Here is a 23,164-nt window from a genome sequence, read left to right on the forward strand (position 1 = left end):
TCTCAGCTCTTGGAGCGCGGAAGCGGCGGGACAAATGAACTTTTCTGGCCCGCCACGACCGCTTGTTACCCAGACCGTCCGGTTTCATGGTCATCGCCGGCCGTGTCGAAGAAGCGATCGTAAGCGGTGGCGACAAGGCCCTTGGATGCGATCCGATCGACCAATGAAGAAAATTCCTCTGTGTGCCAATCGTGCCGCACCGACCACCACTCCCGGATTCCCGGGTAGGAAATCATGTCAGCGATCATTCTCTCGACCACGTCCCAATGTGATCGTCCCAGCGAGCCATCCAGGTAGTAGTGATACATCTCATCGTAATTCTTGAAATGCATGCCCAGGAATACTCCCAGTCTTATTCTCTCGGTCGGGCTCAGTTGTCCAAAGCTCTTGAGGCCGCGTAGATAGAGATCGCAGAAGTCCTCGTTTTCGACGAGCGACTTCACGATCGCATTCCACTGGCCGACCAGGATATTGACTGAAGCCCGGCGCCGATCACTATTCTGATCCTTCATCTGCTTGGCGAGATGCAGGACAGAGATGATCACGCCGACGGCAGCGGCAACCTGGCTAATCGCAGCAATATCCAAACTCATAACTACTGCCTCGACTCTTGCAAGAATGTGAAGCTGCGTAGACGTGCCAAATGTCCGCAATGTCCAACGCTGGGTCACCGAGGTGGGCTTAGATAGCAGCGCCTACGGCACCCACTCAATGCTCCGCATCAAGGCCGCGCTGATCTACCACCGAAACCAAGAACCTTCGCGCCGTCCAGCTACTCTTGGGGCACACCAGGCTGGAGAGCATTGTCCGTTACCTCGGGATAGAGGTTGATGATGCCCTCGAACTTTCGGAGCGGACGGAAGCGTAGAGCTGCACGACCCTCCCGGCCGGTGGCTCGCCCTATAGTCCGGTGCCAATGTCGCTTCCGACCCTAAGTGGACACGGAGGTCGAATGGCGCACCCGTGGAGCGCGCCACTCGAATTGCCTAGTTCTGGTTCGGGCTGGCGTCCCGTCAGGATTTGATGAACTCGAGAAGGTCGGGGTTGAGGACGTCCGCGTGGGTGGTCAGCATGCCGTGCGGGAAGCCAGGGTATGCCTTCAACGCACCGTTCGCGAGCAGGTCGACCGCGCGCGGCACCGCACTGGCAAACGGGACGATCTGGTCGTCTTCGCCATGCATGACCAGGACCGGCACAGTGATCTTCTTCAGATCTTCGGTGTAGTCCTCCAGCCAGGAGAAGACCGTCTCGTAGTGGGCTAGGGCGCCGCCGGCCATGCCCTGGCGCCACCAGTTCGCGATCACTGCCTCAGATGGCTTGGCGCCCGGTCGGTTGAATCCATAGAACGGGCCCTCCGGGACTGCCCGGAAAAACTCCGACCGGTTGCCAAGCACGCCTGCCTTGACCCCGTCGAAAAACTCCGGCGGCTGACCGGCAGGGTTCGCGTCGGTTTTCACCATGTTCGGCGTCAACGAGGCCACCAGCACGGCCTTGGCGACCCGCTCCTGGTGGCGAGCGACGTAGCGCGCCACCTCGCCGCCGCCCGTGGAGTGCCCGATGTGGATCGCGTTGCGGAGGTCGAGGTGTTCGGTCAGTGCAGCGAGGTCGGCAACCCAGTGGTCCATGTCGTTGCCGGTGCCGACTTGCTCGGACCGACCGTGCCCGCGCCGGTCATGGGCGATCACCCGGTAGCCGTGGTGAAGGAAAAACATCATCTGGGCGTCCCAGTCGTCGGCCGACAGGGGCCAGCCATGGCTGAAGACGATCGGCTGACCGGACCCCCAGTCCTTGTAGAAGATCTTTACGCCATCCGGAGTGGTGATCGTAGGCATCGCTGGTACCTCCAATAAGAGAGATTGATTGTGGTGGTAGTGCTCCGCGAGGCATCGAGAGTGCTGCCAGCGGCTTCTTGCGAAGTCTTGTTTCACAACGCATCTGAAAACGTGCGAGCGGAGTGCACTACGACAACGCTGCGATGGATCTCTAGGTGCCCCTTGGCGCGACGCCCTTGCTCCTGGCGCTTGAACGCATCGAGTACAAGAATCGGCCTATGATTGAGCACTCGGAATGCGGCGACCACGCCAGTGAGAACTCCACCTGGGCGCTTGGCTCGTCGATGGCAAGGAACACCACGCCCGGGAAGCTCACTTCTGCTTGACTTTGTTGTGCGAGCGTCACGCCGAATCCCGCCGCCACGAGGCTGAAGATGGTTTGCTTTCCAGCAGGAACGGGGTTAAGCGGCATGCCTGGGCCCATCATCCTGGCGTAAAACTCCCGCATGGCGTGGCTTTGAGCCCAGTCTTGGACGTAAATGCTTTCACTTAGCAAATCGCTCCAGCGGAGCGATGCGCGTTGGGCGAGTGGATGTCCCTGGGGTACTGCTGCCACCATCCGCTCGCTATAGAGTGGCTCCATGACGATGCGCGGCCATGGCGCGTAGCTAGGTATCAGCGCGACGTCGATACGTCGCGCCACAAGCTCAGAGAACAACTCCAGATCTGGCAGTTCGTGGACGACCAAGCGCACGGCGGGATGACCCTCGCGCCAGCGCGCGAGCATGCCGCGCAGAGGCTCGCCCAATGGAGGCGATCGAACGCCCAAGCGAAGCTCTCCTGCAGTTCCTCGCGCCGCTCCGGCTGCGACCTCCGTCACTGTCTGGAGACTTGCAAGCATTCGTCTGGTTTCAGTAAGTACCGGTCCAGCAGCAGGAGTAAGCGAAACGCCTTGCTTGCTTCGCTCGAACAGGCTCAGACCCAAATCTTCCTCCAGTGTCGTCACGCTTCGGGTCAAAGTCGAAACCGAAACGCCCAGCCATTCACCAGCGGCTGAAAAGCTGCCGTGTTCGGCGACGGCGACGAAGTACTTGAGGCCAGTCAGTTGCATGAGTCCAATCGGTCTAATCTTCAAGAAGGCAACGTCCGAAGCCGGGGCTCCGGATGCCGCCCCGACCTGCGCAATGAAAGATGAAACGGGCCGAAGTACTGTCAATGGGCTCCGTAACAGCCCGACAACAGCGGTGCGCTGCGGTGCAGGTGCGTGTCGGCCCACGTGATGTTTCGCCAGACTCTAACGGAGGAAATGACCGACCACATCTCGTCTCTTGAGCAACTCGTATTGCTTCGTGAGCAATGATCAGTTCGAACCAAGGCGTTCCATTTGCAGGGATGAGGTATCTGGGCTGGCCCGAAGCACGGTGTCTCCGCCGCGGACATCTGGTCATAGGAGATATACAGGCGGTCGTCGCGCTCCATGTCGATCACCCGGGCGGGTGGATTCCGCGTGTTTTGGGGGTGTCTTTAGATGACCAGGGAGCGGATGTGCCGTAGCCCATCGCGCCGCACTTGAAGGTGATGCTGCGTTGCCAGAAAAACGTGTCAAGAAGGCCTGTGAGCTAGGGCCGATTCCAGTGCGTATTTCAAACCAGCGCGACTCACGCACAATTGGCCACTAGCAGTGAAAGTCCGCTATGGGTCGGAAGGCGTCATCGGCGGCTCCAAAGTGACAGGAGGCATGTTCGGACTCCCCACCTCGGAGTCGGACATGCAGAACGATGGCGCCACCACCTCAGTTCCCTGGAACAAGGGCAAGCTCGTGGGTCGCAAGGCGCCATGCGCCGGAGCCAAACCGATTGGCGTGGCTCCGCGAACCAGAGGCTATGCGCCGTGAAACGTAATCTCGCTCAAGGCGATCGACACGATGGTCGGTTCGGACTGCGTGCTTCCATCGGGGTTGCGAACCAATACCCATCGCCTGGTCGGCACCAGGATGCCTGACACTTCGACATGATCCGAGGCGTAGTGGGCGGCGTGCGCGCCGCCGGAAGGAGACGCGAACGGTGCGCCGCACCCGTCGCCCGAGAGCTATGCCAAGCGCTTCACCGGCAAGTACGAACACCGCCTACTAACCGGGGGCATCGGTCACAACCTCCCGCAGGAAGCACCTCTCGCGTTCGCCAAGGCAATCATCGATTCTGATCGCGCTTGAACCGACGCTGGGGATAGGCTCCCGTCTACGCGCCGAGGCCGTCCAGCAGCGCCGGCAGGGTCAGCTCGGTGATGCGGTTTTGCATGCCCTTTTGCAACGCCTCGCGCAGTCGGATCTGGGCCTGCGGATTGCCAAGGCCCTCGATGAAAAGGTTCGAGTCACGCTGCACTTCGTCGGCTGGTGCGAGCGCGAAGGCATTGACGCGTTCCTTGACAACGGCACGCCCTGCGTCCGGGATGCGGCCAATGCGCCGCGCCAGCGCCGCGACAAATTCGTCGAGTTCCGCGACCGGTAGCGCGCGATTGATCCAGCCGTAGCGTTCGGCCTGATCGGCATCGTAATCGTCGGCACTCAGCATCACTTCGAGTGCGCGGGCCCGGCCCATCAAGCGTACGAGGTGTTGTGCGCCACCGGCGCCGGGGATCACGCCGAACGCCGCCTCGAACTGGCCGAAGACCGCCGATTCGCGTGCGGCGAAGCGCATGTCACAGGCGAGGGCGAACTCGCTGCCAACGCCGCGAACGCGCCCAGCTATTTGCGCGATGGTCACGAGGCGGCTGTTGCTCAAATGGTGCAACAGCAGCGCGAGCGACCCTTCACTGATGAGTTTCGAAGTTTCGGCCCGCAGCTCCTTGATCCGGGTTACGTCTACGTGGGAAATGAAGTAGTCGGGGTCGCCGCTCTTGAATACGAGCACCTTGGCGTTCGCGTTTGCCTCCGCAGACTTGATCAGCGTGACAAGATCGCGCACGAGTTCTGGTCCAAGCAGGTTCATCGGCGGAGCGACGATCTCAGCAAAGATCACATCGCCTTCTTCCCGGATGTTTAGTGTTTCTAATTTCATTGTCTTCTCTGAACTGGTAGTGATGGGAAACGGCGACGCAGCGCGAGCTGCGCGACCGAAAATAGCTTTACTTGATGAGTAGAACCGGTGCGATCAGCGCAGTGGTCGAAACGCGGCGCGCAGCTCTTCGGCGAATAGCTGTGGCTGTTCCCACGCGGCGAAATGGCCGCCTCTGTCGACTTCGTGGAAGTAGCTCAGGGTAGGGTAGGCGCGGCGTGCCCACGATTCCGGCGGCCGATAGACGTCTTCGGGGAAAACCGTGATAGCAACAGGCACGGAAATCTCCGTAGTTTTTTGCGGACCCGACAGCAGCACGCTCTGGCCCTTGTTTTCCCAATACAGTCGGCCCGCCGAGGCGGCGCTGTTGGTCAGCCAATACAATGTGAAGTCGTCCAGCACCTGATCCCTCGTCGGCGACTTTTGGGGATCCGCGCCGTAGTTCCATTGCGCAAAGCCGGGGTGCTGAAGCAGAAATGCCGCGAGAAATGCTGGCGAATCCGTGACTCCGTAGCCGATCGTCTGCGGTCGCGCGCCGAGCATGCTCAGGTAAGCCGTGTTGCCTTTCTTCACGTTTGCGACGAGCGCGTCAAACGTCGCTCGCTCCCGTTCGGAAAGTCCGGCAGGAGCAGGGCCGCCGCTAGGAAGGACCGCGCCCACTTCTGTTGGTATCGTCGCCGGCAGGTTCAGGTGAATGCCGAGCAATCCCGCCGGCTTTTGGCGCGCTAGCGCGCTGGTGATCGGTGCGCCCCAGTCGCCGCCCTGGGCGACGTAGTGCTGATAGCCAAGGCGATTCATCAGTTCCGCCCATGCGCGCGCAATGCGTTCGGGATTCCAGCCGGGTTCGGTCGGCTTGCCGGAAAAGCCGTAGCCAGGGATCGCCGGGATTACGACGTCGAAGGCATCGGCGGCGTTACCGCCGTAGGCGGTCGGGTCGGTCAGCGGGCCAATCGTCTTGGTGAACTCGAATACCGAGCCCGGCCAGCCGTGCGTGATTAGCAGCGGCATCGCGTTCGGGTGGCGCGAACGCACGTGGATGAAATAGATGTCGACGCCATCTATTTTGGTCACAAACTGCGGAAAGGCATTGAGCTGCGCCTCGGCCTTTCGCCAGTCATAGCCCTTGGCCCAATAGCGAACCAATCCTTGCAGATCGGCCAGCTGTGCACCTTGGGAGCGATCGGTTACGGTTTCCTTATCGGGCCAGCGCGTCACCTCGAGACGATGGCGCAAATCAACAAGCTGTGCATCGGCAACATGGACGTGGAAAGGACGGATCGCATTGGTGTCGTCCATCGTGGCCGCACCGGCCGCGGTCGCGAGCGAAAGCGTGAGGGCGGCAGCGATGGCTGTGAACAGACGTTTCATGGGTGGTTCTCCTCACTCGAGGGACGCGATGAGCTGGTCCGTGTTCGAAATGACGTGGGCGAACGTGGGGCCGTTAAGTTCGTGTGCGGCATGCATCATTTCGGATGTGAAGGCGGCCGTCGCGTCGCGCACGAGCGTGACGTGATAGCCGAGCTCGGATGCATAACGCGCCGTGCATTCGATGCAGGTATTAGCCAGCAGGCCGGTGATGATCACGTGCGTGATGCCTTTCTGCTTCAGCTGGAAATCGAGATCGGTGTTGGCGAATCCACTCGAACCCCAGTGCTCGGCGACGACGGTGTCACCGTCCTGGGGCGTGAAGTCCGGGTGCCACTCACCACCCCATTCGCCACGCGCGAAATGGTGCCCGCGCATAACTAGACGCTGATTGTGGTTTGGATGATCCCAGTCTTCGTAGTCGCCAGATTCCCAGCGCCGATGAGGCACGAAGAAAACCGGAATGCCACGTTCGCGAACCGCCTTGTCCAGTGCACGCAGATTGCCGAGCATTCCGTTCTGGTTCGCGATCGACTTGATCCGCGGCCACACCTTGCCACCTTCGGATAGGAAGTCGTTGTACGGATCAACAAGCAGGTAGGCGGTGCGGTCCTTGGGATAGTGCACGCTCGAGGTTGTCACAGCTATATCCTTCGATCTGACCCAACACGGTGAGGGGCTTCGAGCAGTAAGTTTGCCCCTTCCGGATTCGGTTACTAGCCGGTAAATTCGAGAAGTATCCTTCCACGAGGGAGAGGCTATGGACCGACTCGAAGCGATGACCATCCTGTTAGCCGCTGTGGATACAGGGAGTCTGTCCGCCGCGAGTCGTCAGCTGGGCATACCGCTCGCGACCGTGAGCCGCCGCGTCGCGGAGCTTGAGGAACACCTGAAAGTCCGCCTGCTGCTGCGCGGCTCGCGCAAGCTCACGTTGACCGATTCGGGTGCGCAGTACATCACGATGTGCAGGCGGATCATCGAAGACATCGCCGAAGCCGAACGCACGGCGACGGGCGAATACCGCGCACCGCAAGGCGATCTGCTCATCAGTGCACCGACGGTCATGGGCAAAGCGCTCGCGCTGCCCGTGATCGTGGACTTCCTGGGAACGTACCCCGACATCCGCATACGCGTGCAGTTAAGCGATCGCACCGTGAATCTCGTTGATGAGCACGTCGATCTCGCCCTGCGCTTGGGCGAGCTTCCCGATAGTAGTCTCGTCGCGACGCGCGTCGGACTGATCCGCGAGGTGCTTTGCGCGAGTCCCGCCTACTTGAAGTTACGCGGGACACCGAAAGAACCCGTCGATCTGCTATCGCACGATTGCATCACTTACGAGGGCACCAACATCATGGCGCGCAACGATTGGAACTTCCTCGTGAAGGGGGTTCCGCAGACGGTCGCGGTACGTTCGCGCCTCGTCGTTAATTCCGCGGAAGCCGCCGTGATCGCCGCGGTGGCCGGCGGCGGGATCGCGCGTGTGTTGTCGTACCAGATTGTCGACCAGATGAAGGCGCACTCGCTAGTGCAGTTGCTCGATGGGTACGAGCCCGCCCCCTGGTCGGCCAATCTGATCTACCCGAGCCAGCGCCAGGTGCCGTTGAAGTTGCGTGCGTTTCTGGATTTCTCCGTGCCGCGGCTCAGGCATCTGCTCGGTTACAAGGTTTAGACACGAATCCACGATCGACTTTGCAAGCGCAGCGGCGCGCGGCGCGCGTGGTTGCTTGTCGCATATCCATCGTTTCGGGATATGCCGGCCTTGAGCCAGACTCGTTATCCGAGTTCGATTCGCGCGACATCGTTTAGCACCAGAACGGCTTCCAGCCCGCCGCCTTTGCGGTTGCACAGCGAAAGTGTTCCGCCGATCGATATCGCCAGCTGCTGGGCAATTGCCAGTCCGAGACCGGCCCCGCCGGTATCGCGGTTGCGCGACCCTAGCTTCATGCGCGTGATCGGAGTTTGCAGATCGTGCGAGATTGCGGCCAGGATCTGCAGGCGCTCGCGCACGTGACGGGCGATGCGGTCCTGCATGGCGTTGAAGGCGGTCATCGCCTTGGCTACTTCCGCCGGGCCGTCTGCCTGCAGGCGCGCGCCGTCGCCGCTCAAATTGAGGGGGTCGGCGGCGCTGGCCAGACGCGCCAACGGGCGTGTCGCCAACCGCACCGCTATCCACGCGCAGAAAAGCAGGAGTAGCAATTGGGCATCGAGCACGAACGGCAACCATTGGGCGATAGGCATCGTAGAGGGAATGACCTCGATCGTCAGCGGATTGCCGTCGCCAAGCTTGAGATGGATCTGGAAGCGCTCTGGATGGGTCGCTCATGTGTCGTCGCCGACCACAGTCACTGGCATGGAGAAGACATAGCCCTCATTCCGCACCGTCTTGATATAGCCCGATCCACGTGCATCATCCTGCAGGCGTTGACGCAGACGACTGACCAGAAGGTCAATGGACCTGTTTGCAACAAAAACCCCGCTTTCGCGGGGTCTCTATGAGCTCTTCGGATTTCCTCGGACTTCCTGAAATCCCGTGTTGGTGCCGGAAGTGGGACTCGAGCCCACACGCTTTTAAGGGCGGCGGATTTTGAGACCGTGGTGGACTTTTGTTCTTCAGTAGAAACAGTGGGGTAGCCGTAATTTTGTGCCGTGGAATGGCACACTTATGGCACAGTTTTTTCGGCATGCTTTTGCTGTGTTTTTTAGGCGTCGTCAATCGCGGGCGTGTGGCGGCTTACGACCCAAAGCGGACGTTCGACGCCCCGTCACGTCTTGACGGTCCGATCCGGCATGCATAAGCGCCGTTGTTGTCCGTCGAAGGCATGCGCTCGACGTTCCGGATTGATGGCCCAAGGAAGCCGGACCCGCTTCGCGGGTCGGCTGTCCGAGCGCAGCACGTGCACTCCCCCGCAGGAGGACGAGGACGTTCTCTGCCTTCAATTATCCTTCTAGGCAATCGAGCATCACAGTCTTGCGGGCCAAGCGCCCATTGATCACTTGATCGATGCCGAGCAGCTGAGATTTTCCCAATGCTTATCGGACTGGATCAGCCGATCCATGGCCTGTGTGCCGTACGCATAGGCGTCCTGACCTGCGAGCAGGCGCGTTGGCGACGTCCCTAAGCCCGCAACCTGGAGGATAAGCGCGGCATGCCCCGCCGGATCCGAGAGGTATGAGTAATATTCTGTCGACTGCATCATGGTCACGGTCGCGCCAACCGTGTGGGCATAGTCGGGATTGGATGGCAGGATCTTAAACGAGGTGGGTTCGGCAAACTGTGTGCGCATCCCACCGGGTTCGACCGCGGTGACCCTGATGCCAAAGGGGGCTACTTCCAGCGCGAGGGTTTCCGCCAGCGAGGAAACGGCTGCCTTCGATGCGTAGTAGAGGCCTGCGCCGGGCGTCGCAATGCGAGCGCCAATGGACGAGATCAGGATGATGCGCCCGGCGCCCTGTTCGCGCATGACGGGGAGGATCGCCTGGCAGGCATTCATCGCACCGAAGAAGTTCGTCTCGAAGAGTTGACGAGCGACTTCCAGAGGGGTGTCCTCCAAGGAGCCAACGGCACCAAAGCCGGCGTTGTTTACCAGCACGTCGATGCGCCCGAAGGCCTGCAGCGCGACCTCCAGCGCAGTGTTCCACATCGCGGGTGAGGTCACATCAAGCGGGAGACCCAAAAAGTCGTTGGGAAATGCGTTGGCGAACTCGTCGAGCGTGCTGGCATCGCGCGCCGTTCCGACCACCTGGTCGCCAGCCTTGAGGGCTGCTTCAACGATGGCGCGGCCGAGGCCGGTCGAACTGCCGGTAATGAACCAAATCTTTGACATATATGGGTGTTCCTATAGAGATCCGTGAGTAGCGACTCACTAAAGTTGCTTAGAAGGAGCAATCAAACAGGCGTGCCGTTGTCCGCAAACGGCGAAGTGGTTGTAGAAGAAGGGCTCGCTCAGTCCTCACCCCCAACCATCGACATCGACGATGGCCTTGACGAATGCCTCGGGTGCTTCTTGGGGCAAGTTGTGGCCAACACCGCCTTCGACCACCCGATGTGCATACCTGCTGGTAAATTTCCTGGCATAGGCGCTGCTGTCCGGATGCGGAGCGCCGTTGGCGTCGCCTTCCATCGTGATGGTGGGCACGGCGATGGACGGGCCTACGGCCAGGCGACTTTCCAATTCGTCGTAGCGGGATTCGCCTTCGACCAGGTCAAGGCGCCAACGGTAGTTGTGGATGACGACGGCTACATGGTCCGGGTTGTCAAAGGCGGCCGCCGACCGATCGAAGGTGGCGTCGTCGAAGTTCCACCGCGGCGATGCGATCTGCCAGATGAGCTTGGCGAAATCCCGTCGGTACTTGTCGTAGCCAGCGCGCCCACGTTCCGTTGCGAAGTAGTACTGGTACCACCACTGGAGTTCGGCGTTGGGCGGCAGCGGGCTCTTGCCAGACGCTTGGTTGCCGATCAGATAGCCGCTGACAGACACCATAGCCTTGCAGCGCTTTGGCCAGAGTGCTGCGACGATATTCGCCGTACGCGCTCCCCAGTCAAAGCCGCCAATGACGGCCTTGTCGATCTTCAGGGCATCCATGAGCGCGATGACGTCGAGCGCGACCGCCGACGGTTGTCCATTGCGCAACGTGTCGGTCGAAAGGAAGCGGGTCGTGCCGTAACCGCGCAAGTAGGGCACGATGACTCGGTAGCCCTTCGAGGCCAGCGCTGGGGCGACATTGGCGTAGCTGTGGATGTCGTAGGGCCAACCATGCAGCAGGATTACCACCGGCTGATCGGGCGCACCGACCTCGGCGTACCCGATGTCGAGAAGATCTGTCTTTGCCTGTTTCAACGAGCCAAATGGGCTGCCGACGTTCGATGCGGTCGTGATTGCCCGTGAAGGCGTACTCGCGTGCGCGGAGGGAATTGTGGCCGCCACAGAGACCCATGGCATTACAGCCATGGTGTCGACAACCAGGCCGAGAAATTTGCGTCGATGAGGATCGGTTTCGGCCATGATCGGGAAGGAGGGGAGTTGCATTGAGGGTTCCTTTTGAATCACTCACAAGGAAAGACACCCGTGCGAAACGTTTATTCCGATCTTGAGTTGTACCGAAGGCAGAAAATATCCGCCCGCTGCAGAGAGAGTCGTCGCAGCAGCCCCCTTGCAATGGTGCGGAAGCAAAAAAACACGCGGCGCCAGCGCCGCGCGGTGAGTCTGGAATTACCGCTGTCTACCCAGCGCTCCGGTCACTTCTTTTGGCATTGGTGGTCTGCCCCGCTATGCCACTGGCCGGATGAGGCGTGCATCACGGTTAAACGCTGCGTTCGATTTGTCTACGCATCTCGTTGGCGAGTGGGTGTATCCGGTCGGCGGCCACTGGCCCCACCAAGCTATAGCCGATGCCGCGAGTCACCCAGGCATAGCCGGCCAGGACGCCATGAGAGTGAAGTTTCATCGGCGTGTCCCGCTCGATCGCCATGGGACGACTCAGCATCACAAGCCGGGTCCCGCGATCATCGTCGTACATGAAAAGCACGGCGGGTCCATGCGCCGTTGCCACGAGCCGTCCACCCATGAACCGGTAGCCGGAACCCGATAGGTCGGGGACGATGACCCGGCGTCCGAGTCGCTCCGAGGCCCAGTTGACTAGCGTGATGCGGTCGCTCGCACGTAGTTCCACGGGGCGAACCCGGTCCGGGGTGTGCACTTCGTAGCTGTCGACTGCTTCCTCCGCGAGCGCTTCGATACCGGCCGGGGCGGAATGAAGTTGGGCGTGCGAAAACCACCCGCCAACCCCGCCTAGGCCAATGAGCAGCGCCGCGGCGGCGGCCTGCAAGGGCACCCAGCGAGGGCGACGTCGTGACTCGATGATGTGTTCGAGGTTGAGGGCGGCGGGTATTGGTTCCCGAATGACGGGCCCGAAGGCGGCGCGAAGCTCGTCGCGTTGACGTCGATAGGAAGAGAAGCGTTGCGCCACATCGGCATTCAGCCGCAGGTACTCGGACACCTCCGCATGGCGCTCCGTATCGAGGGCATCGTCCACGTACGCGTGCAGGTCATCTTCGGTGATGGGGCGCGGTGTCATTTGACACTCCTCAACTTGCCATTTCCGGCGACCGTCCGAGATTCTTCGACGGCACGTCGCAGCCGTTCCCTCGCGCGCGCCAGACGCGACATGATGGTGCCTATCGGAATATCCAGTACTTTGGCGGCTTCCGAATAACTCATGTCCTCGACCGTCACAAGCAACAGTACGCTGCGTTGATCCACGGGAAGTTCCTGCAACGCATGGGCAATGTCGCGATGGTGCAGAGCGTCCTCCTGAGAGGGAGGACGGGAAAGAGCTGAATCCTCGGTGTCATCGAGTGCCACGTGCATGCCACGTCGCTTTGCACTACGCAGATGGTTGATCGCCAGGTTGTGCAGGATCCTATAGGCCCAGCTCGCGACGTCACCGTCGGTTCGGTGCTGGTGCCAACGACTGACAACGCGTTCCAGACAATCCTGCACCAGGTCGTCGGCGGTGGCGGCATCGCGCAGCATGGCGCGGGAATACCGCCGAAGACCGGGGATCAGTGGCTGAACCACCTGCGTCAAGTCGTTCACGATCAACCTGCTTCGCGGCCTGGCGCAGTGTCGATGCTGTGCGTGATCATGGCGCTTGCACTTGGACCGGAGAGCCAGGTTTTTCGGGCGTGCCAGGAGCGACTACTAGGTAGTGGCGCAGGTCGTCGCCGCTGTCATGCACGAGTTGTCGGATTGGACCCACCGCGTTGACGATGGCCGAGCCACGCGGGTTCGTCTTGAACATGGCCACTGGCTCCAATGTGCCGCTGCCATCTGGCTTGGCGGAAAGCGCGAGCACATAGGGTTGCTTGGGTTCGAGGCCAGTAACGGATGCCTGCAGTACCTGGGTCAGGCCCTGGTCGAAGAGCGAGACGGTGGTGGGCGCCAACTCTCCCTTAGAGCCAGGCGCGACGAGTTTCAGCTGGGTCGCCATGGCAGCCATTCCCAGCGGTTGCAGTCCAGCCGAACCGCCAGCGCTGGCCCCGGGGACCGCGTTGGGCACGTAGACCACGGCCTGGGGGGCCTGCCCCACCGGAATGGTGGCTACGACGCGATGGGTTGATGTGTCGATGGCCGTAAGCGCATCGGCGTTCTCAAGGCCGACGTAGATCCGGCTGCCATCACCGGACGGCCATAGACCGTGCGGCAGGTTGCCGACGGGGATGGCGGCAACTTGCTCGAAGTTGTCGGTCCGGAACACCTTGACCTGGTTCAGGCCTCCCACCGTGACATAGGCGAATCCGCCCTTGCGAGTGAACGCAAAGTTGACGTGATTGGTGAGGGGGCCGGTATCGATGGTCTTCAGCACCACGAATGGAGGACGGGCATCGAACACCATGACCTTGCCAATGTCCTTGAGGGTCAACCACACCTGGCGGCCATCGGGGGTCGCGGCGATGTTGGGGCAGAACGGACTCTCCTGTTTGACCCGCCCCACGATGCTGTGCGTGGCGACCGAGATGACCACGGTCTCCGGATTGAACGACGAGCAGACATATCCGTACTGCCCATCGGGAGAAAAGATCTGCATGCCTGGTCCAGCGGGCACCTCGATACGTGTCTTCTCCTCGAACGTTGTGGCGTCGAGCACCGCGACGTAGTTTTCGCCGCGTACCGTGACCCAGACTTCCCGGCCGTCCGGCGTAAAGAACGTCTCGTGCGGCGAGCGGCCAAGGTAGGTCACGTGCTTGACCACATTAGTAGCCGTATCGATGAAGCTGACGGAGTTGCTGCCGATCGAGACCACGGCAAGCGTTCTTCCGTCGGGCGAAAACCCAAGTCCGTGCACGAGCACCTGTCCCTTGTACAGCGGACTGAGATTTCCGGGTTGCGGGTCGCCAAGTCGGATGACACCGAGCAGCTTGTTGTCCGCCGGGTCGGTCACGGAGACCGTGTTGGAGAACTGCTCGGCCGCATAGACACGGTCGTGATGGCTTATCGGGACGTCGTGGACTTTGGCATCGGGAGCTGCGGCGTAACTGGTGCCGAAAACGCACAGCGATCCAGCGAAGGCGGCTACCTTGAGAGTAAGGTTCTTCATTGTTCGGTCACGGTTGGTGATTGTGATGGGCGGTGGATTGCGCGGGTCGGGCTGGCGATGCCGCAGGTAGTGGTGATCCGATCGCTAGGGACATGGCGGCGATCTCCTGCTGCTGCGTCACGATGATTTCCTGCGCAAGGCGCCGGATCTGCTCGTTTTTTCCGTAGCGCAGGACCGCCTGCGCCATGTCGATGGCGCCTTGATGGTGCGGCGTCATCATGGCGACGAAGTCCCGATCCACGTCGCCCGTCGGTTGCACATCCATAGCGGCCATCATTCGATCCATGGCTGCGGTGTTTTCCGCGAGGAATGCCGACTCTTCAGCCCGAGTCGGAGCGGACTGGGGTTTTGGAGTTGCCGCGAATGCCTGCGGGCTGAACAGGCACAAGCATCCGCCAAGGAGAGTCGTAGTCGAGAAGGAGCGAGAGCGCATCGAGGGCCTCAGTTGAGTCGTCCATAAGAAAGGACACCCGGGAGCCGTTTTTATTCCCTCGAATGAGAATGGCCATGCGGACCGACTGGTCGTTCGCAGCGGGCGACGGCATTGCTAGAGGCGGGGTGCCCGTCGACGAGCCGCCCGCGGAGCCGGGGATGCGCTCTACCGGGTTCAAATGAAGTGAAATCGCCGTTGCCAGAGCGCCCGCTCGAGTCGTAGGTCAGCCTTTTGAAGCTCGGTTCTGAAACGCCAAGTTGCGCTTTGCGGCTCGGAATTCCCTGCATGGGGTCCCTGTTCCAGGATCGCTGGAATGAGCACATGAACGGCCTCGGCCGGGTCGGGCTAGCCGTAAGCTCAATAGGTCGGCAGAATTTCTCTGAAATTTTCCCTGAAATAGGGAACTGCCCCGCAGATGAGTTAGCCGGAGACTGGATCCACCACCAAATAAATCAGCTAGTTACGGCGATTTTTCGCGCGCGAAGCTCCTGAAAAATAAATCTAAACGCTCGTTTGAGAAAAGATCTTTGCAGTGCACGGCCGCACGCTCGCCTCTTGCGGATTAGCGCAACTTGATTGCGTAGACGGTAGTGATCATTCCGCCCTTGCCGTCGTAGCGATGACCAACTTTTCGCGCGCACTTTTTGACAGTGCAATTGGCGCGTTCTCCCGAGTAACGATGCCCAGCCCGCAGCCAGAGCTATAGCCCAAGGCCGGACTCGTATGGCAGGCTCAGATCATGAATAGTGAATTTGAGCACGCGCGTTGGGAAGTTTGGCGCAAAGATCAGATCGAACAGCACGGGAATGATCCCGACGGCTGGATAAGAGTCTCTAGAAATCTGATCGAGAGTGGGGCGCTGATCGTCCGTGCATATTCGGACTCGTTGACGATCATGCTTCGAGCCGTGCTCAGCGGTGGTCCGTCGGCGGACACGCGAACGACAGAGGAAGAGCAAATAGTGAGCAGAGGCCTGCAGACTTCGTCCGTCGGGTTGATGCTATTCGGCTTTGCGATTGAGTGCCTTTTGAAGGCAACCTATCTCAAGCGCGGTGGAAAGCTGTACGTCGACGAAAGCTTCGGCATCCGAAGCGTCTGGCAGTCCCGAGAAGCTAGTCGGCTGGAGCTTGCTCTGTTGCTCTGGTCGGGTCGCGGCCCACTCAGTTCACCGCCCGCCTTAGTCAAATCCCCAGATTTTGAGGTCGGCCGACGGCGCACCGCCAAGGATTTGGTATTGGACCGTCACGGCTGTCAGGCGCCCCTTGCGTCCAGGTGCGTTATACGGGGCGGTCTGCCCACCAGACTTCAGCACTCCGACATTCGTCAACGTATCGTCCGGGCGATTGTCCCAATGGAGGATGAGGTTCGTGATTTGCACGTCCGCACCCTCGGCAGACATTTTTACTTGCTTGACGTCCTTATCCCACCGCCCCCCTTCGCTCTTGATCTCCACGCTGGGATTAACGGACTGGAGCGTCTGCTCGCCGAGCACGAACCATTGGTCATTAGCGACGCTGGCGCAGGCGCCGAGGAAACCGGCGGAGGCGACAACGAAAGTGACCATCAAGGTATGCATCTTCGTCTTCATCGGAGCTTCCTCTCTGATTCCGGGTCAGCCCGGGATGGGTGTCCGCCTGCCGGAAATTCGCAAAATACCCGCAGAAATGTTAGTTCCAGATCAAGGCCCACTGTTATTGATGCGGATCCCTCACTACCGCCGGAGCCTACGACCTGTTCTTGCCTTTCCATGCAAGACGACTCGCAAGCCTGCGATTCAATGTCGAAGACAGCGGCAAGACTTGCGAATCAACTATCAGTTGGCACGCGCCTAACAATTCATTCAAGCCGAAGCCGCTTCGCGGCTCGGCTTAATTCAGGGGTTAGGCCTGCACCACGATCTATGAGCACTCACGAAATGGTTTTTCAGCCGTCCCGCCTTCTTTGCGGTATCACCGACCAAATTGGTGGTGATGTCACTCAGTACGTTTGGGCTTTACCAGGCTTATTGGTTCTACAGGCACTGGCAGTGTGTGAGGCGCCAGGAGAGAGCGAGCATCTCCCCTGTGTGGCGCCGGTCATTGGGTATTTGCTGCGCTCAGTCGCGTATTCCCCGAGGCAGGGGCAGGCCAGATGCGCCCGCGACCACCTTGCGGACGCTCAGGACTGCCGACGACAAAAGCGAACGCTGCACGAAAAAAGCCGGCATGTTGCCGCCGATATCTGTCACCGATATATAGGCCAATCGTGTCCCGGCGCGCGTCGGAGTCATGATCCACTCGCCGCGCGAGCGTAGCGCGATGCAGTCTGGCGTCGGTTTCCTTCCGAGATAATCAAGGGATACGAACTTCACCCGTATCTCGCCACTGGCAGCGTCGTGTCGCTCGAAGCGCATCGAATAACAGCGCTCGCTGGTCACCGGCGTGCTGAGGACGTCCGACCAAATGGTCAGTTTTCGACCCCGTTGGATGAAGGTGCGATTGACATTCTTGTTATTCTCATCGAGGAATTTTCCGAACAGGTAGTCCGCGATCGCTTCCGGCGCCACCTGCAGCGATGTACTGATGCGAAGTTCGTCGTAACGCTCGCCAGGAATGTGCCGGCGCTCCCCCCGGATGCCATTCTTGTCGACGACTGTGTGCCATTGCTGGGCCTCGGAAAGCGCAGGCGACGCGACGAGGGCGCTGAAAGACCCCGCAATAACCCAGTTCCAGATTCTCGACTTGTGCTTCATTTTTCGCTCCGAACGCGGGCGCGCGTCCGCAAACCTTCGCTATTGAGCTCGATACCCCGTTCAGCACTGGTGAAAACATCCTGACAAGCGGTACGTTCGCGCCAGGTGCGTAAATTCCACACCAGTTGCGCATCCATCGGGCTATTCGCGAATACTGGTGGTGCGCATCGCGAAGCACCACTGCGTGTTCCGCGGCGGTGACGGTTAACTCGTAGACGCCGACGCCGCGGCACTCACATCGGCATAAGGGCTGCCGAACTAAATTCCGGCAAAGTCTGCTGGGACCCGACGCAGGGACCTTGCCCCCGACGCGGGCGGAATCGCAAGCCAGGCACGTGTAGCGCGTCGAGTGCCGCGCTGAGTCCGGGCTACCGATGGTGAATGGGCTGCTCCTCCAGTCATGACCTGGTTTCCTGCGACATGAACCTTCTCGTGGCGCTTGGCCTGGCGGTCGCCGCCACTTCGGCTGCGTTGGGCGGTTGCGCCTCCGCGCCCGTGGAGTCCGCCACCTCGGGACTCGACTACAGGCAGAGGGCCGAGCTACGAACCGACGGTGGCGTTCGGGTTTCCACTTCGGTGCTTTCGGACGATGAGAGTGCGCATGCCTACGGCGTACCCCTCGCAACCAAAGGAATCCAGCCGGTCTGGATCCAGGTCGAGAATCACGATGCCCGGCCCTACTACTTGATGTCGCCGGGCCTCGATCCGAACTTCTTCCCGGCTTCCGAAGCGGCTGAAGCATTCGCGCCGGGCGACCCCCGCGGCCGAACCGAACTCGACCTTCGCTTTCGCCAACTCGCGTTCCGCAATCCGGTTCTGCCGGGGACGACGACCTCGGGTTTCATCCTGACCAACCTCGACGAAGGTGGAAAGCTTGTCGGGCTGGATCTGGTGGCGAACGGACGCGTGAAGACGTTCTCGATCCTCACCGGCGTCCCGGGATTCCGCGCGGATTACCACGTCAGCGGAGTCTTCAGGGGAGATATCCCGGTCGGCGGCATCGTCGACTTTGTGGACGATATCGACTTCCTGCAGGCACTTGAGCGCCTCCCCTGCTGCGTCACCAACAAGGACTGCTCAAGGAACGGGGATCCGCTCAACCTCGTGGTCGTCGGCGGGTTCGACGATGCCATCCCCGCACTCGTCCGACGCGGCTGGCGGCCGACCGAGCAGAAGTGGTCGGGCTCGATCATGAAGATGATGAAATCCGCGGTTTCTGGCGAGCGCTATGGCAATGCGCCGGTCAGCGACCTGTATCTCTATGGACGTGCCCAGGACTTCGCTTTGCAGAAGGCGCGCGACAACATCCATCAGCGCAACCACCTGCGGCTCTGGCTGAGTCCGTTGCGCTATCGGGGCAAGCAGGTCTGGGTGGGCCAGATCAGCCGCGACATAGGCAGCCGCCTGACCATCCATTCGCCGACACTGACCACGCACAAGATCGATCCGGACGTGGATGAAGCGCGCGGGGCCTTCGCGGACGACATGGCTTATTCGCAGGCGCTCGCGAAGGTCGGGTACGCCGAAGGCGTGGGTGCCGCCCCAAAGCAATTGCCGCGGGAGAACCTCACCACCGATCCGTATTACACGGATGGGATGCGGCTGGTGCTGGTGTTCGACCGCAGGCCGACATCGATGGCGGAGGTCGAGTTCTTGGGCGGCATTCTCGAGGATAAGCCCGTGGGAGGCACGCCATGATGGCTTGGCGGCGGCTGCCCCGCGCGATCGCGCATGCCGCGGCGGCGTTGGTCTTGGTGGCTTGCGCGACATGGCAGCCGCCCCCTGGAGTCGACGACTCCGCCCTGCGCACACGGGCCACGACCGCGGAGGGGCATGACGTGCGCGTGAGTGCCGTCATGCTCGGGGCGGAAACGAGCCACCGGAGGTTCGGCGACGACATCGACAAGGCGAACGTGCGTCCCGTCTGGATCGAAGTCGCGAACCGGACGTCCCAGCCGCTTCGGCTCCTGCGGTCGGGAGCCGATCCGGACTACTTTTCGCCGTTGGAGGTTGCCTGGTTGATGCACCGGAGATTCTCGAAGCGCACGAACGCACGCATCGACGAGCACATCCAGGCCCAAGCTTTCCCAAACCCGATCCCGCCTGGAGCCACCAACGCAGGTATTATCTTCATCAATCCGCAGAGGGGTGCGACGCTGCTCAACATTGATCTGTTCGGGCGGAAGACGCTGATCCCTTCTCGATGGTCTTGTTTCCCGACGACTACACAGGCCCGCCACCCCTCACGCTCAGGCGCCGGTATGATTCGGTGACCGACTACAAGGACCTCGATTCCTTGCGCTCGGCGCTCGAGCGGTTGCCGTGCTGTGCGACCGATGCCACCGGATCGAAGCGCGGCGATCCGCTCAACCTCGTCATGATCGGCACGGTGGAGGACATCGGTGCCGCAAGCATCCGGCGCAACTACCGGCGGGACGCCCGTGAGAACGATGGCTTGCAGCGCGTCTTCGGTCGGGGGCCGGATATCGTCGGGCGCAGGTATTCCCAGTCTGGCGCGCCGGCAACCTGGATCCGACTGTGGGCCGCGCCGATGAGCTTCGAGGGAAGGGTGGTCTTCGTCGCGCAAGTCGGGCGGCCAGCCGGCGGTCGGTTCGCCTCCGCTGACGCCAGCGGCCTCCATGGCGACGTGGACGAGGCCAGGAATTTTCTGGTCCAGGACATGATGTACTCGGGTGGATTGGAAAAGCTCGGCTTCGTCCACGGTGTAGGCGAGGCGGACGAGACGTCGCCCAGGAGCACATTCGATGGCGCCGCTTACTACACCGACGGCCTCCGCGCCGTCCTGTTCTTCGCCACGCGCCCGCTCAGTATGGCGGACGTGGAGTTGCTTGAATGGGTGCCTTACCTCGAGCGCCTCGAGGGGGCCGGTCACGGGCATGGCGACGATGCGCGCAAGTGACGCTGCCATGGAATCGCGGGGCGCGGCAGCAGCGATGGGGGCGGCCGGCATGGCGTCGCGCCGCATGTTCCGAGTGGGCGTGGTCGTGGCATGTCTCGTGGCGGGCGCATGCGCAACAACAAAGCCCGGCGTTCCGTTCACGACCGATTCGTCGCTGTCCGTACCCGTGCGGGACGAGCGTGCGCGCTTCCGCGAGATCTACTGCGCCATTCTGGATGCACATGGACGCTTGCTTCCGGAATACCGACCCTGCGTCGATGCGTTGACCCGCGTGGGCACCGAACCTGTCGGCATGCACCAGCCCGTTGACCTTGGCCCATCCAAGCGAGGCCTCGTCGCATTCCTGGTGCCGGGCATCGGATACGAATGCTTCAAGCCGTGGCTCCAGCCTCTCGACACCGCCGCCGCGCATGTGCGCCAGTACGGCTACGATTTGAAAGTGCTCGACGTCGACGCGTTGTCCGGAACCGCGAGGAACGCGCGCCAGGTCCGCGATGCGGTCATGGCCATGCCAACCGATGCGCAGGTACCGCGCCTCGTGCTGATCGGGTACTCGAAAGGGACGCCCGACATCCTCGAAGCGGTGGTCGCGTATCCGGAGATCCGCACGCGGATCGCAGCGGTGGTCAGCGTGGCCGGTGCCGTCGGCGGCTCGGCGCTTGCCAACGACGCCGAACAGTACCAGGCCGACCTGCTGCGGCATTTTCCCGGCGCGACTTGCGAGACCGGCGACGGCGGCGGCGTGGAAAGCCTGAGACCCGCAACGCGTCACGTGTGGCTGGCAACTCATGCGCTGCCGACGGATGTTCCCTGCTATTCGGTTGCAACCTTTCCGCAGCCGGAACGCATCTCGAAGATCCTGAAATCGAGCTACCGCAAGCTGGCAAAGATCGACGCGCGCAATGACAGCCAGATGATCTACTACGATCAGATCGTGCCGGGCAGCACGCTGGTCGGCTATCTCAATGCGGATCACTGGGCAGTCGCAGTGCCGATTTCCAGGACGCATCCCATGGTCGCGTCCATGCTCGTGACCCAGAACGCGTATCCGCGCGAGGCATTGCTGGAAGCAATCCTGCGCTTCGTGGAGGAAGACCTGGCGGCGGGCTCGACAAATGCGGTCCCCTAGAAGGAGACGGGAGTGTCCGCTCCGGCCGGTAGCGGTCATGCAGTCGGGCGGGGCGGCCGGGGCGGTGCTAATGTCCGCTTCCGACCCAAAGCAGACATTCACTTTCCGTGGTTCAGAGGCTCGTAGTCATTGGATATCGGGACGATTGCACTCTGCGTGGTCATTCACATCTGGCTGGCCGCCGGGCGGCGCGCCGTCGTACCGCGGCGATCGCTGTCGCGCCAAGGTGACGCGTTCGCGCTCTGTGAGACCGTTGTAGATCATCGGCTCCTCAGATGCCGATCTTTCGCTTGTCTCGCTCGAACCCCATTTGCTGTGCGATTTGTTTACAGCGACTTGAGGTACTCCGTGAGATCGCCCACCTCTTGAGCGGTCAGGTTGAGTGACTTGCGCGTGTTGTAACGTGCGACGACATCGGCGAGTGTCTTTGCGCTGCCGTTGTGGAAGTAGGGCGGGTGCTGCCAGACGCCTTTCAGCGGTGATGTCCGGTATTGCTTTGTGGCACTGCGCGATGCATAGCTCGGCACACCCTTGGCTTCCGGCTCGCTGACTACCTCATCGGGGCTGTGCAGGCGCTCGTTCGCGTCCGTGAACATCGCGCCGGAATGACAGTCGGAACAGCCTGCCTTGCCTTCGAATATCGCCTTGCCCCTGCCGGCGGCGCCAGCATCAAAGCTGCCCGCCTGTGGTGCCGGTGCCGCAATGGACAACTGGTATGCCTGCAATGCCGGCAGCTTGGCCGTGATCTGGTCGTCGGTCCCGTGGGTGACTCGCACTCCGGTGCGCGGCTCCTCGAAGGTGCCGTGGCCGCCCATCTGCGTCACGCCGACATAGCGGTTCCAGTAGGCCAGTTCGGTGCCGTCGCCGGTGACTGTGACCCGGTGGATGCCCTCAAGCCCATACGCAGGTGGAATCACCTGCGGACCGTTCTTGCCGTCCTGGTTGTAGCGTGGATCGTATTTGCCTTTGCCCCAACTTGAGTAGACCGCCTTCTGCGCGGGCGTCAACGCGGGAGACAGCGCAATGATCGCTCCGGGATCCAGGTCGCGGTTGGGCCAGCCATCCAGACGTTTGCCGATTCCCGGTGCGAAGGAGTCATCGACGGTAGAGTGACACAGCGCGCACGTGACACCGACGCGCGTCAGTTGATCCTTGCCATCCACCGTATCCACCTGTCCCTTGATCCCGACGACCGCGCCCAGCTTGAGCAAAGCCAGTGTCGTGGCCGGATCGGTCAGGCTGATGCTCTTGTCCTGGATGCCCTTGACAACTTCCGGCGGCAGCGCCTCGGCATCCACCTTCAGGCCGACCTTCAGGGCCGTGGTCGGATCGACCGACTTGGCGATCACCTCGTGCAACCGCAGCGTGTCCGTCCACAGGGTTTCGTCGCCGAACGTGTCGTGGCGGAAAGTCTCACGACCCCTGGCGATGTCGTCCGTCGGCGAAGGTGCAGCGCTCTGGGCGGGAGGCGATGCGGCGTCGACGTGCTCGTTCGACGCGGCAGGCTGCTTCGTGCATCCTGCTGCGCCGGCCACGATGGCCGTCGCCAGCAACGTCAGATGGAACAGGGATGTCGTCGACATCATCAATCCTCCAGGGTGCCAGCGCGGGGGCGTGGGCTTCTAAAGCATCAGCCGCTGCGGCCCGCCACGGGTCAGGCGGTC

The 23,164-nt window shown here is 61.4% G+C and carries 22 protein-coding genes and 1 pseudogene; 5 read left to right on the forward strand and 18 right to left on the reverse strand.

Features of this window, described 5'->3' with window-relative positions; genetic code table 11:
- Window positions 1-65: 65 nt before the first annotated feature.
- From ACXJJ9_RS01270 to ACXJJ9_RS01295, 6 genes are all read right to left on the reverse strand, one after another.
- Window positions 66-593: a hypothetical protein gene (locus tag ACXJJ9_RS01270; RefSeq protein ID WP_457095476.1), complete on the reverse strand. Its 528-nt coding sequence runs from the start codon at window positions 591-593 to the stop codon at window positions 66-68.
- A gap of 420 nt (window positions 594-1,013) precedes the next feature.
- Window positions 1,014-1,832, reverse strand: a complete 819-nt coding sequence (locus tag ACXJJ9_RS01275) for an alpha/beta fold hydrolase (RefSeq protein WP_457095477.1) — start codon at window positions 1,830-1,832, stop codon at window positions 1,014-1,016.
- A 151-nt stretch (window positions 1,833-1,983) separates the two neighbouring features.
- Window positions 1,984-2,883, reverse strand: coding sequence for a LysR family transcriptional regulator (locus ACXJJ9_RS01280; RefSeq protein ID WP_457095478.1), 900 nt, complete (start codon window positions 2,881-2,883; stop codon window positions 1,984-1,986).
- A gap of 1,126 nt (window positions 2,884-4,009) precedes the next feature.
- The gene (locus ACXJJ9_RS01285; protein ID WP_457095479.1) at window positions 4,010-4,828 is read right to left on the reverse strand and encodes an enoyl-CoA hydratase/isomerase family protein; all 819 of its coding nucleotides are present in this window, start codon (window positions 4,826-4,828) and stop codon (window positions 4,010-4,012) included.
- Window positions 4,829-4,921: 93 nt separating this feature from the next.
- Window positions 4,922-6,193 carry an epoxide hydrolase family protein gene (locus ACXJJ9_RS01290; RefSeq protein WP_457095480.1) on the reverse strand — a complete coding sequence of 424 codons (1,272 nt, stop codon included), beginning with the start codon at window positions 6,191-6,193 and terminating at the stop codon, window positions 4,922-4,924.
- A gap of 12 nt (window positions 6,194-6,205) precedes the next feature.
- Window positions 6,206-6,832, reverse strand: a complete 627-nt coding sequence (locus ACXJJ9_RS01295; RefSeq protein ID WP_457095481.1) for an isochorismatase family cysteine hydrolase — start codon at window positions 6,830-6,832, stop codon at window positions 6,206-6,208.
- A gap of 118 nt (window positions 6,833-6,950) precedes the next feature.
- Between ACXJJ9_RS01295 and ACXJJ9_RS01300 the strand changes: the two genes are divergently transcribed.
- Window positions 6,951-7,859, forward strand: a complete 909-nt coding sequence (locus tag ACXJJ9_RS01300; protein WP_457095482.1) for a LysR family transcriptional regulator — start codon at window positions 6,951-6,953, stop codon at window positions 7,857-7,859.
- 104 nt (window positions 7,860-7,963) lie between these two features.
- On the opposite strand, the gene ACXJJ9_RS01305 is transcribed toward ACXJJ9_RS01300, so the two are convergent.
- The 11 genes and pseudogenes from ACXJJ9_RS01305 to ACXJJ9_RS01355 form a co-directional block, all read right to left on the reverse strand.
- Entirely contained in the window at window positions 7,964-8,428 is a 465-nt protein-coding gene (locus ACXJJ9_RS01305) for a hypothetical protein (RefSeq protein WP_457095483.1), read from the reverse strand.
- Between the two features lie 81 nt (window positions 8,429-8,509).
- A pseudogene (locus ACXJJ9_RS01310) lies at window positions 8,510-8,647 on the reverse strand (winged helix-turn-helix domain-containing protein); the annotation flags it as partial.
- A 533-nt stretch (window positions 8,648-9,180) separates the two neighbouring features.
- The gene (locus ACXJJ9_RS01315) at window positions 9,181-10,014 is read right to left on the reverse strand and encodes an SDR family NAD(P)-dependent oxidoreductase (RefSeq protein ID WP_457095484.1); all 834 of its coding nucleotides are present in this window, start codon (window positions 10,012-10,014) and stop codon (window positions 9,181-9,183) included.
- Between the two features lie 126 nt (window positions 10,015-10,140).
- A complete protein-coding gene (locus ACXJJ9_RS01320) occupies window positions 10,141-11,217 on the reverse strand; it encodes an alpha/beta fold hydrolase (protein ID WP_457095485.1) in 1,077 nt (358 codons plus the stop codon).
- 274 nt (window positions 11,218-11,491) lie between these two features.
- On the reverse strand, window positions 11,492-12,265 hold the full coding sequence (locus ACXJJ9_RS01325) for an anti-sigma factor family protein (RefSeq protein WP_457095486.1): 774 nt from the start codon (window positions 12,263-12,265) through the stop codon (window positions 11,492-11,494).
- Window positions 12,262-12,786 carry an RNA polymerase sigma factor gene (locus ACXJJ9_RS01330; RefSeq protein ID WP_457095487.1) on the reverse strand — a complete coding sequence of 175 codons (525 nt, stop codon included), beginning with the start codon at window positions 12,784-12,786 and terminating at the stop codon, window positions 12,262-12,264. Before ACXJJ9_RS01330 ends, ACXJJ9_RS01325 begins: the two co-directional genes overlap by 4 nt.
- A gap of 46 nt (window positions 12,787-12,832) precedes the next feature.
- Entirely contained in the window at window positions 12,833-14,287 is a 1,455-nt protein-coding gene (locus tag ACXJJ9_RS01335) for a YncE family protein (protein ID WP_457095488.1), read from the reverse strand.
- Between the two features lie 7 nt (window positions 14,288-14,294).
- Complete coding sequence (locus ACXJJ9_RS01340) at window positions 14,295-14,720, reverse strand: DUF305 domain-containing protein (RefSeq protein ID WP_457095489.1); 426 nt, start codon at window positions 14,718-14,720, stop codon at window positions 14,295-14,297.
- A gap of 1,177 nt (window positions 14,721-15,897) precedes the next feature.
- Window positions 15,898-16,308, reverse strand: a complete 411-nt coding sequence (locus tag ACXJJ9_RS01345) for a hypothetical protein (protein ID WP_457095490.1) — start codon at window positions 16,306-16,308, stop codon at window positions 15,898-15,900.
- Window positions 16,309-16,815: 507 nt separating this feature from the next.
- Window positions 16,816-17,451: a hypothetical protein gene (locus ACXJJ9_RS01350; RefSeq protein ID WP_457095491.1), complete on the reverse strand. Its 636-nt coding sequence runs from the start codon at window positions 17,449-17,451 to the stop codon at window positions 16,816-16,818.
- Entirely contained in the window at window positions 17,448-17,588 is a 141-nt protein-coding gene (locus ACXJJ9_RS01355) for a hypothetical protein (RefSeq protein WP_457095492.1), read from the reverse strand. Before ACXJJ9_RS01355 ends, ACXJJ9_RS01350 begins: the two co-directional genes overlap by 4 nt.
- A gap of 283 nt (window positions 17,589-17,871) precedes the next feature.
- Between ACXJJ9_RS01355 and ACXJJ9_RS01360 the strand changes: the two genes are divergently transcribed.
- The 4 genes from ACXJJ9_RS01360 to ACXJJ9_RS01375 are packed head-to-tail and all read left to right on the forward strand — an operon-like array spanning window position 17,872 to window position 21,500.
- On the forward strand, window positions 17,872-19,149 hold the full coding sequence (locus tag ACXJJ9_RS01360; protein ID WP_457095493.1) for an LssY C-terminal domain-containing protein: 1,278 nt from the start codon (window positions 17,872-17,874) through the stop codon (window positions 19,147-19,149).
- Window positions 19,146-19,724: a hypothetical protein gene (locus ACXJJ9_RS01365; protein ID WP_457095494.1), complete on the forward strand. Its 579-nt coding sequence runs from the start codon at window positions 19,146-19,148 to the stop codon at window positions 19,722-19,724. The genes ACXJJ9_RS01360 and ACXJJ9_RS01365 overlap by 4 nt, the downstream gene beginning before the upstream one ends.
- Window positions 19,721-20,371: an LssY C-terminal domain-containing protein gene (locus ACXJJ9_RS01370; RefSeq protein ID WP_457095495.1), complete on the forward strand. Its 651-nt coding sequence runs from the start codon at window positions 19,721-19,723 to the stop codon at window positions 20,369-20,371. Before ACXJJ9_RS01365 ends, ACXJJ9_RS01370 begins: the two co-directional genes overlap by 4 nt.
- A complete protein-coding gene (locus tag ACXJJ9_RS01375) occupies window positions 20,349-21,500 on the forward strand; it encodes a hypothetical protein (protein WP_457095496.1) in 1,152 nt (383 codons plus the stop codon). Before ACXJJ9_RS01370 ends, ACXJJ9_RS01375 begins: the two co-directional genes overlap by 23 nt.
- Window positions 21,501-21,826: 326 nt before the next feature.
- On the opposite strand, the gene ACXJJ9_RS01380 is transcribed toward ACXJJ9_RS01375, so the two are convergent.
- A complete protein-coding gene (locus ACXJJ9_RS01380) occupies window positions 21,827-23,086 on the reverse strand; it encodes a c-type cytochrome (protein ID WP_457095497.1) in 1,260 nt (419 codons plus the stop codon).
- Window positions 23,087-23,164 lie beyond the last annotated feature (78 nt).

The organism is Lysobacter sp. P5_B9, from assembly GCF_054049835.1.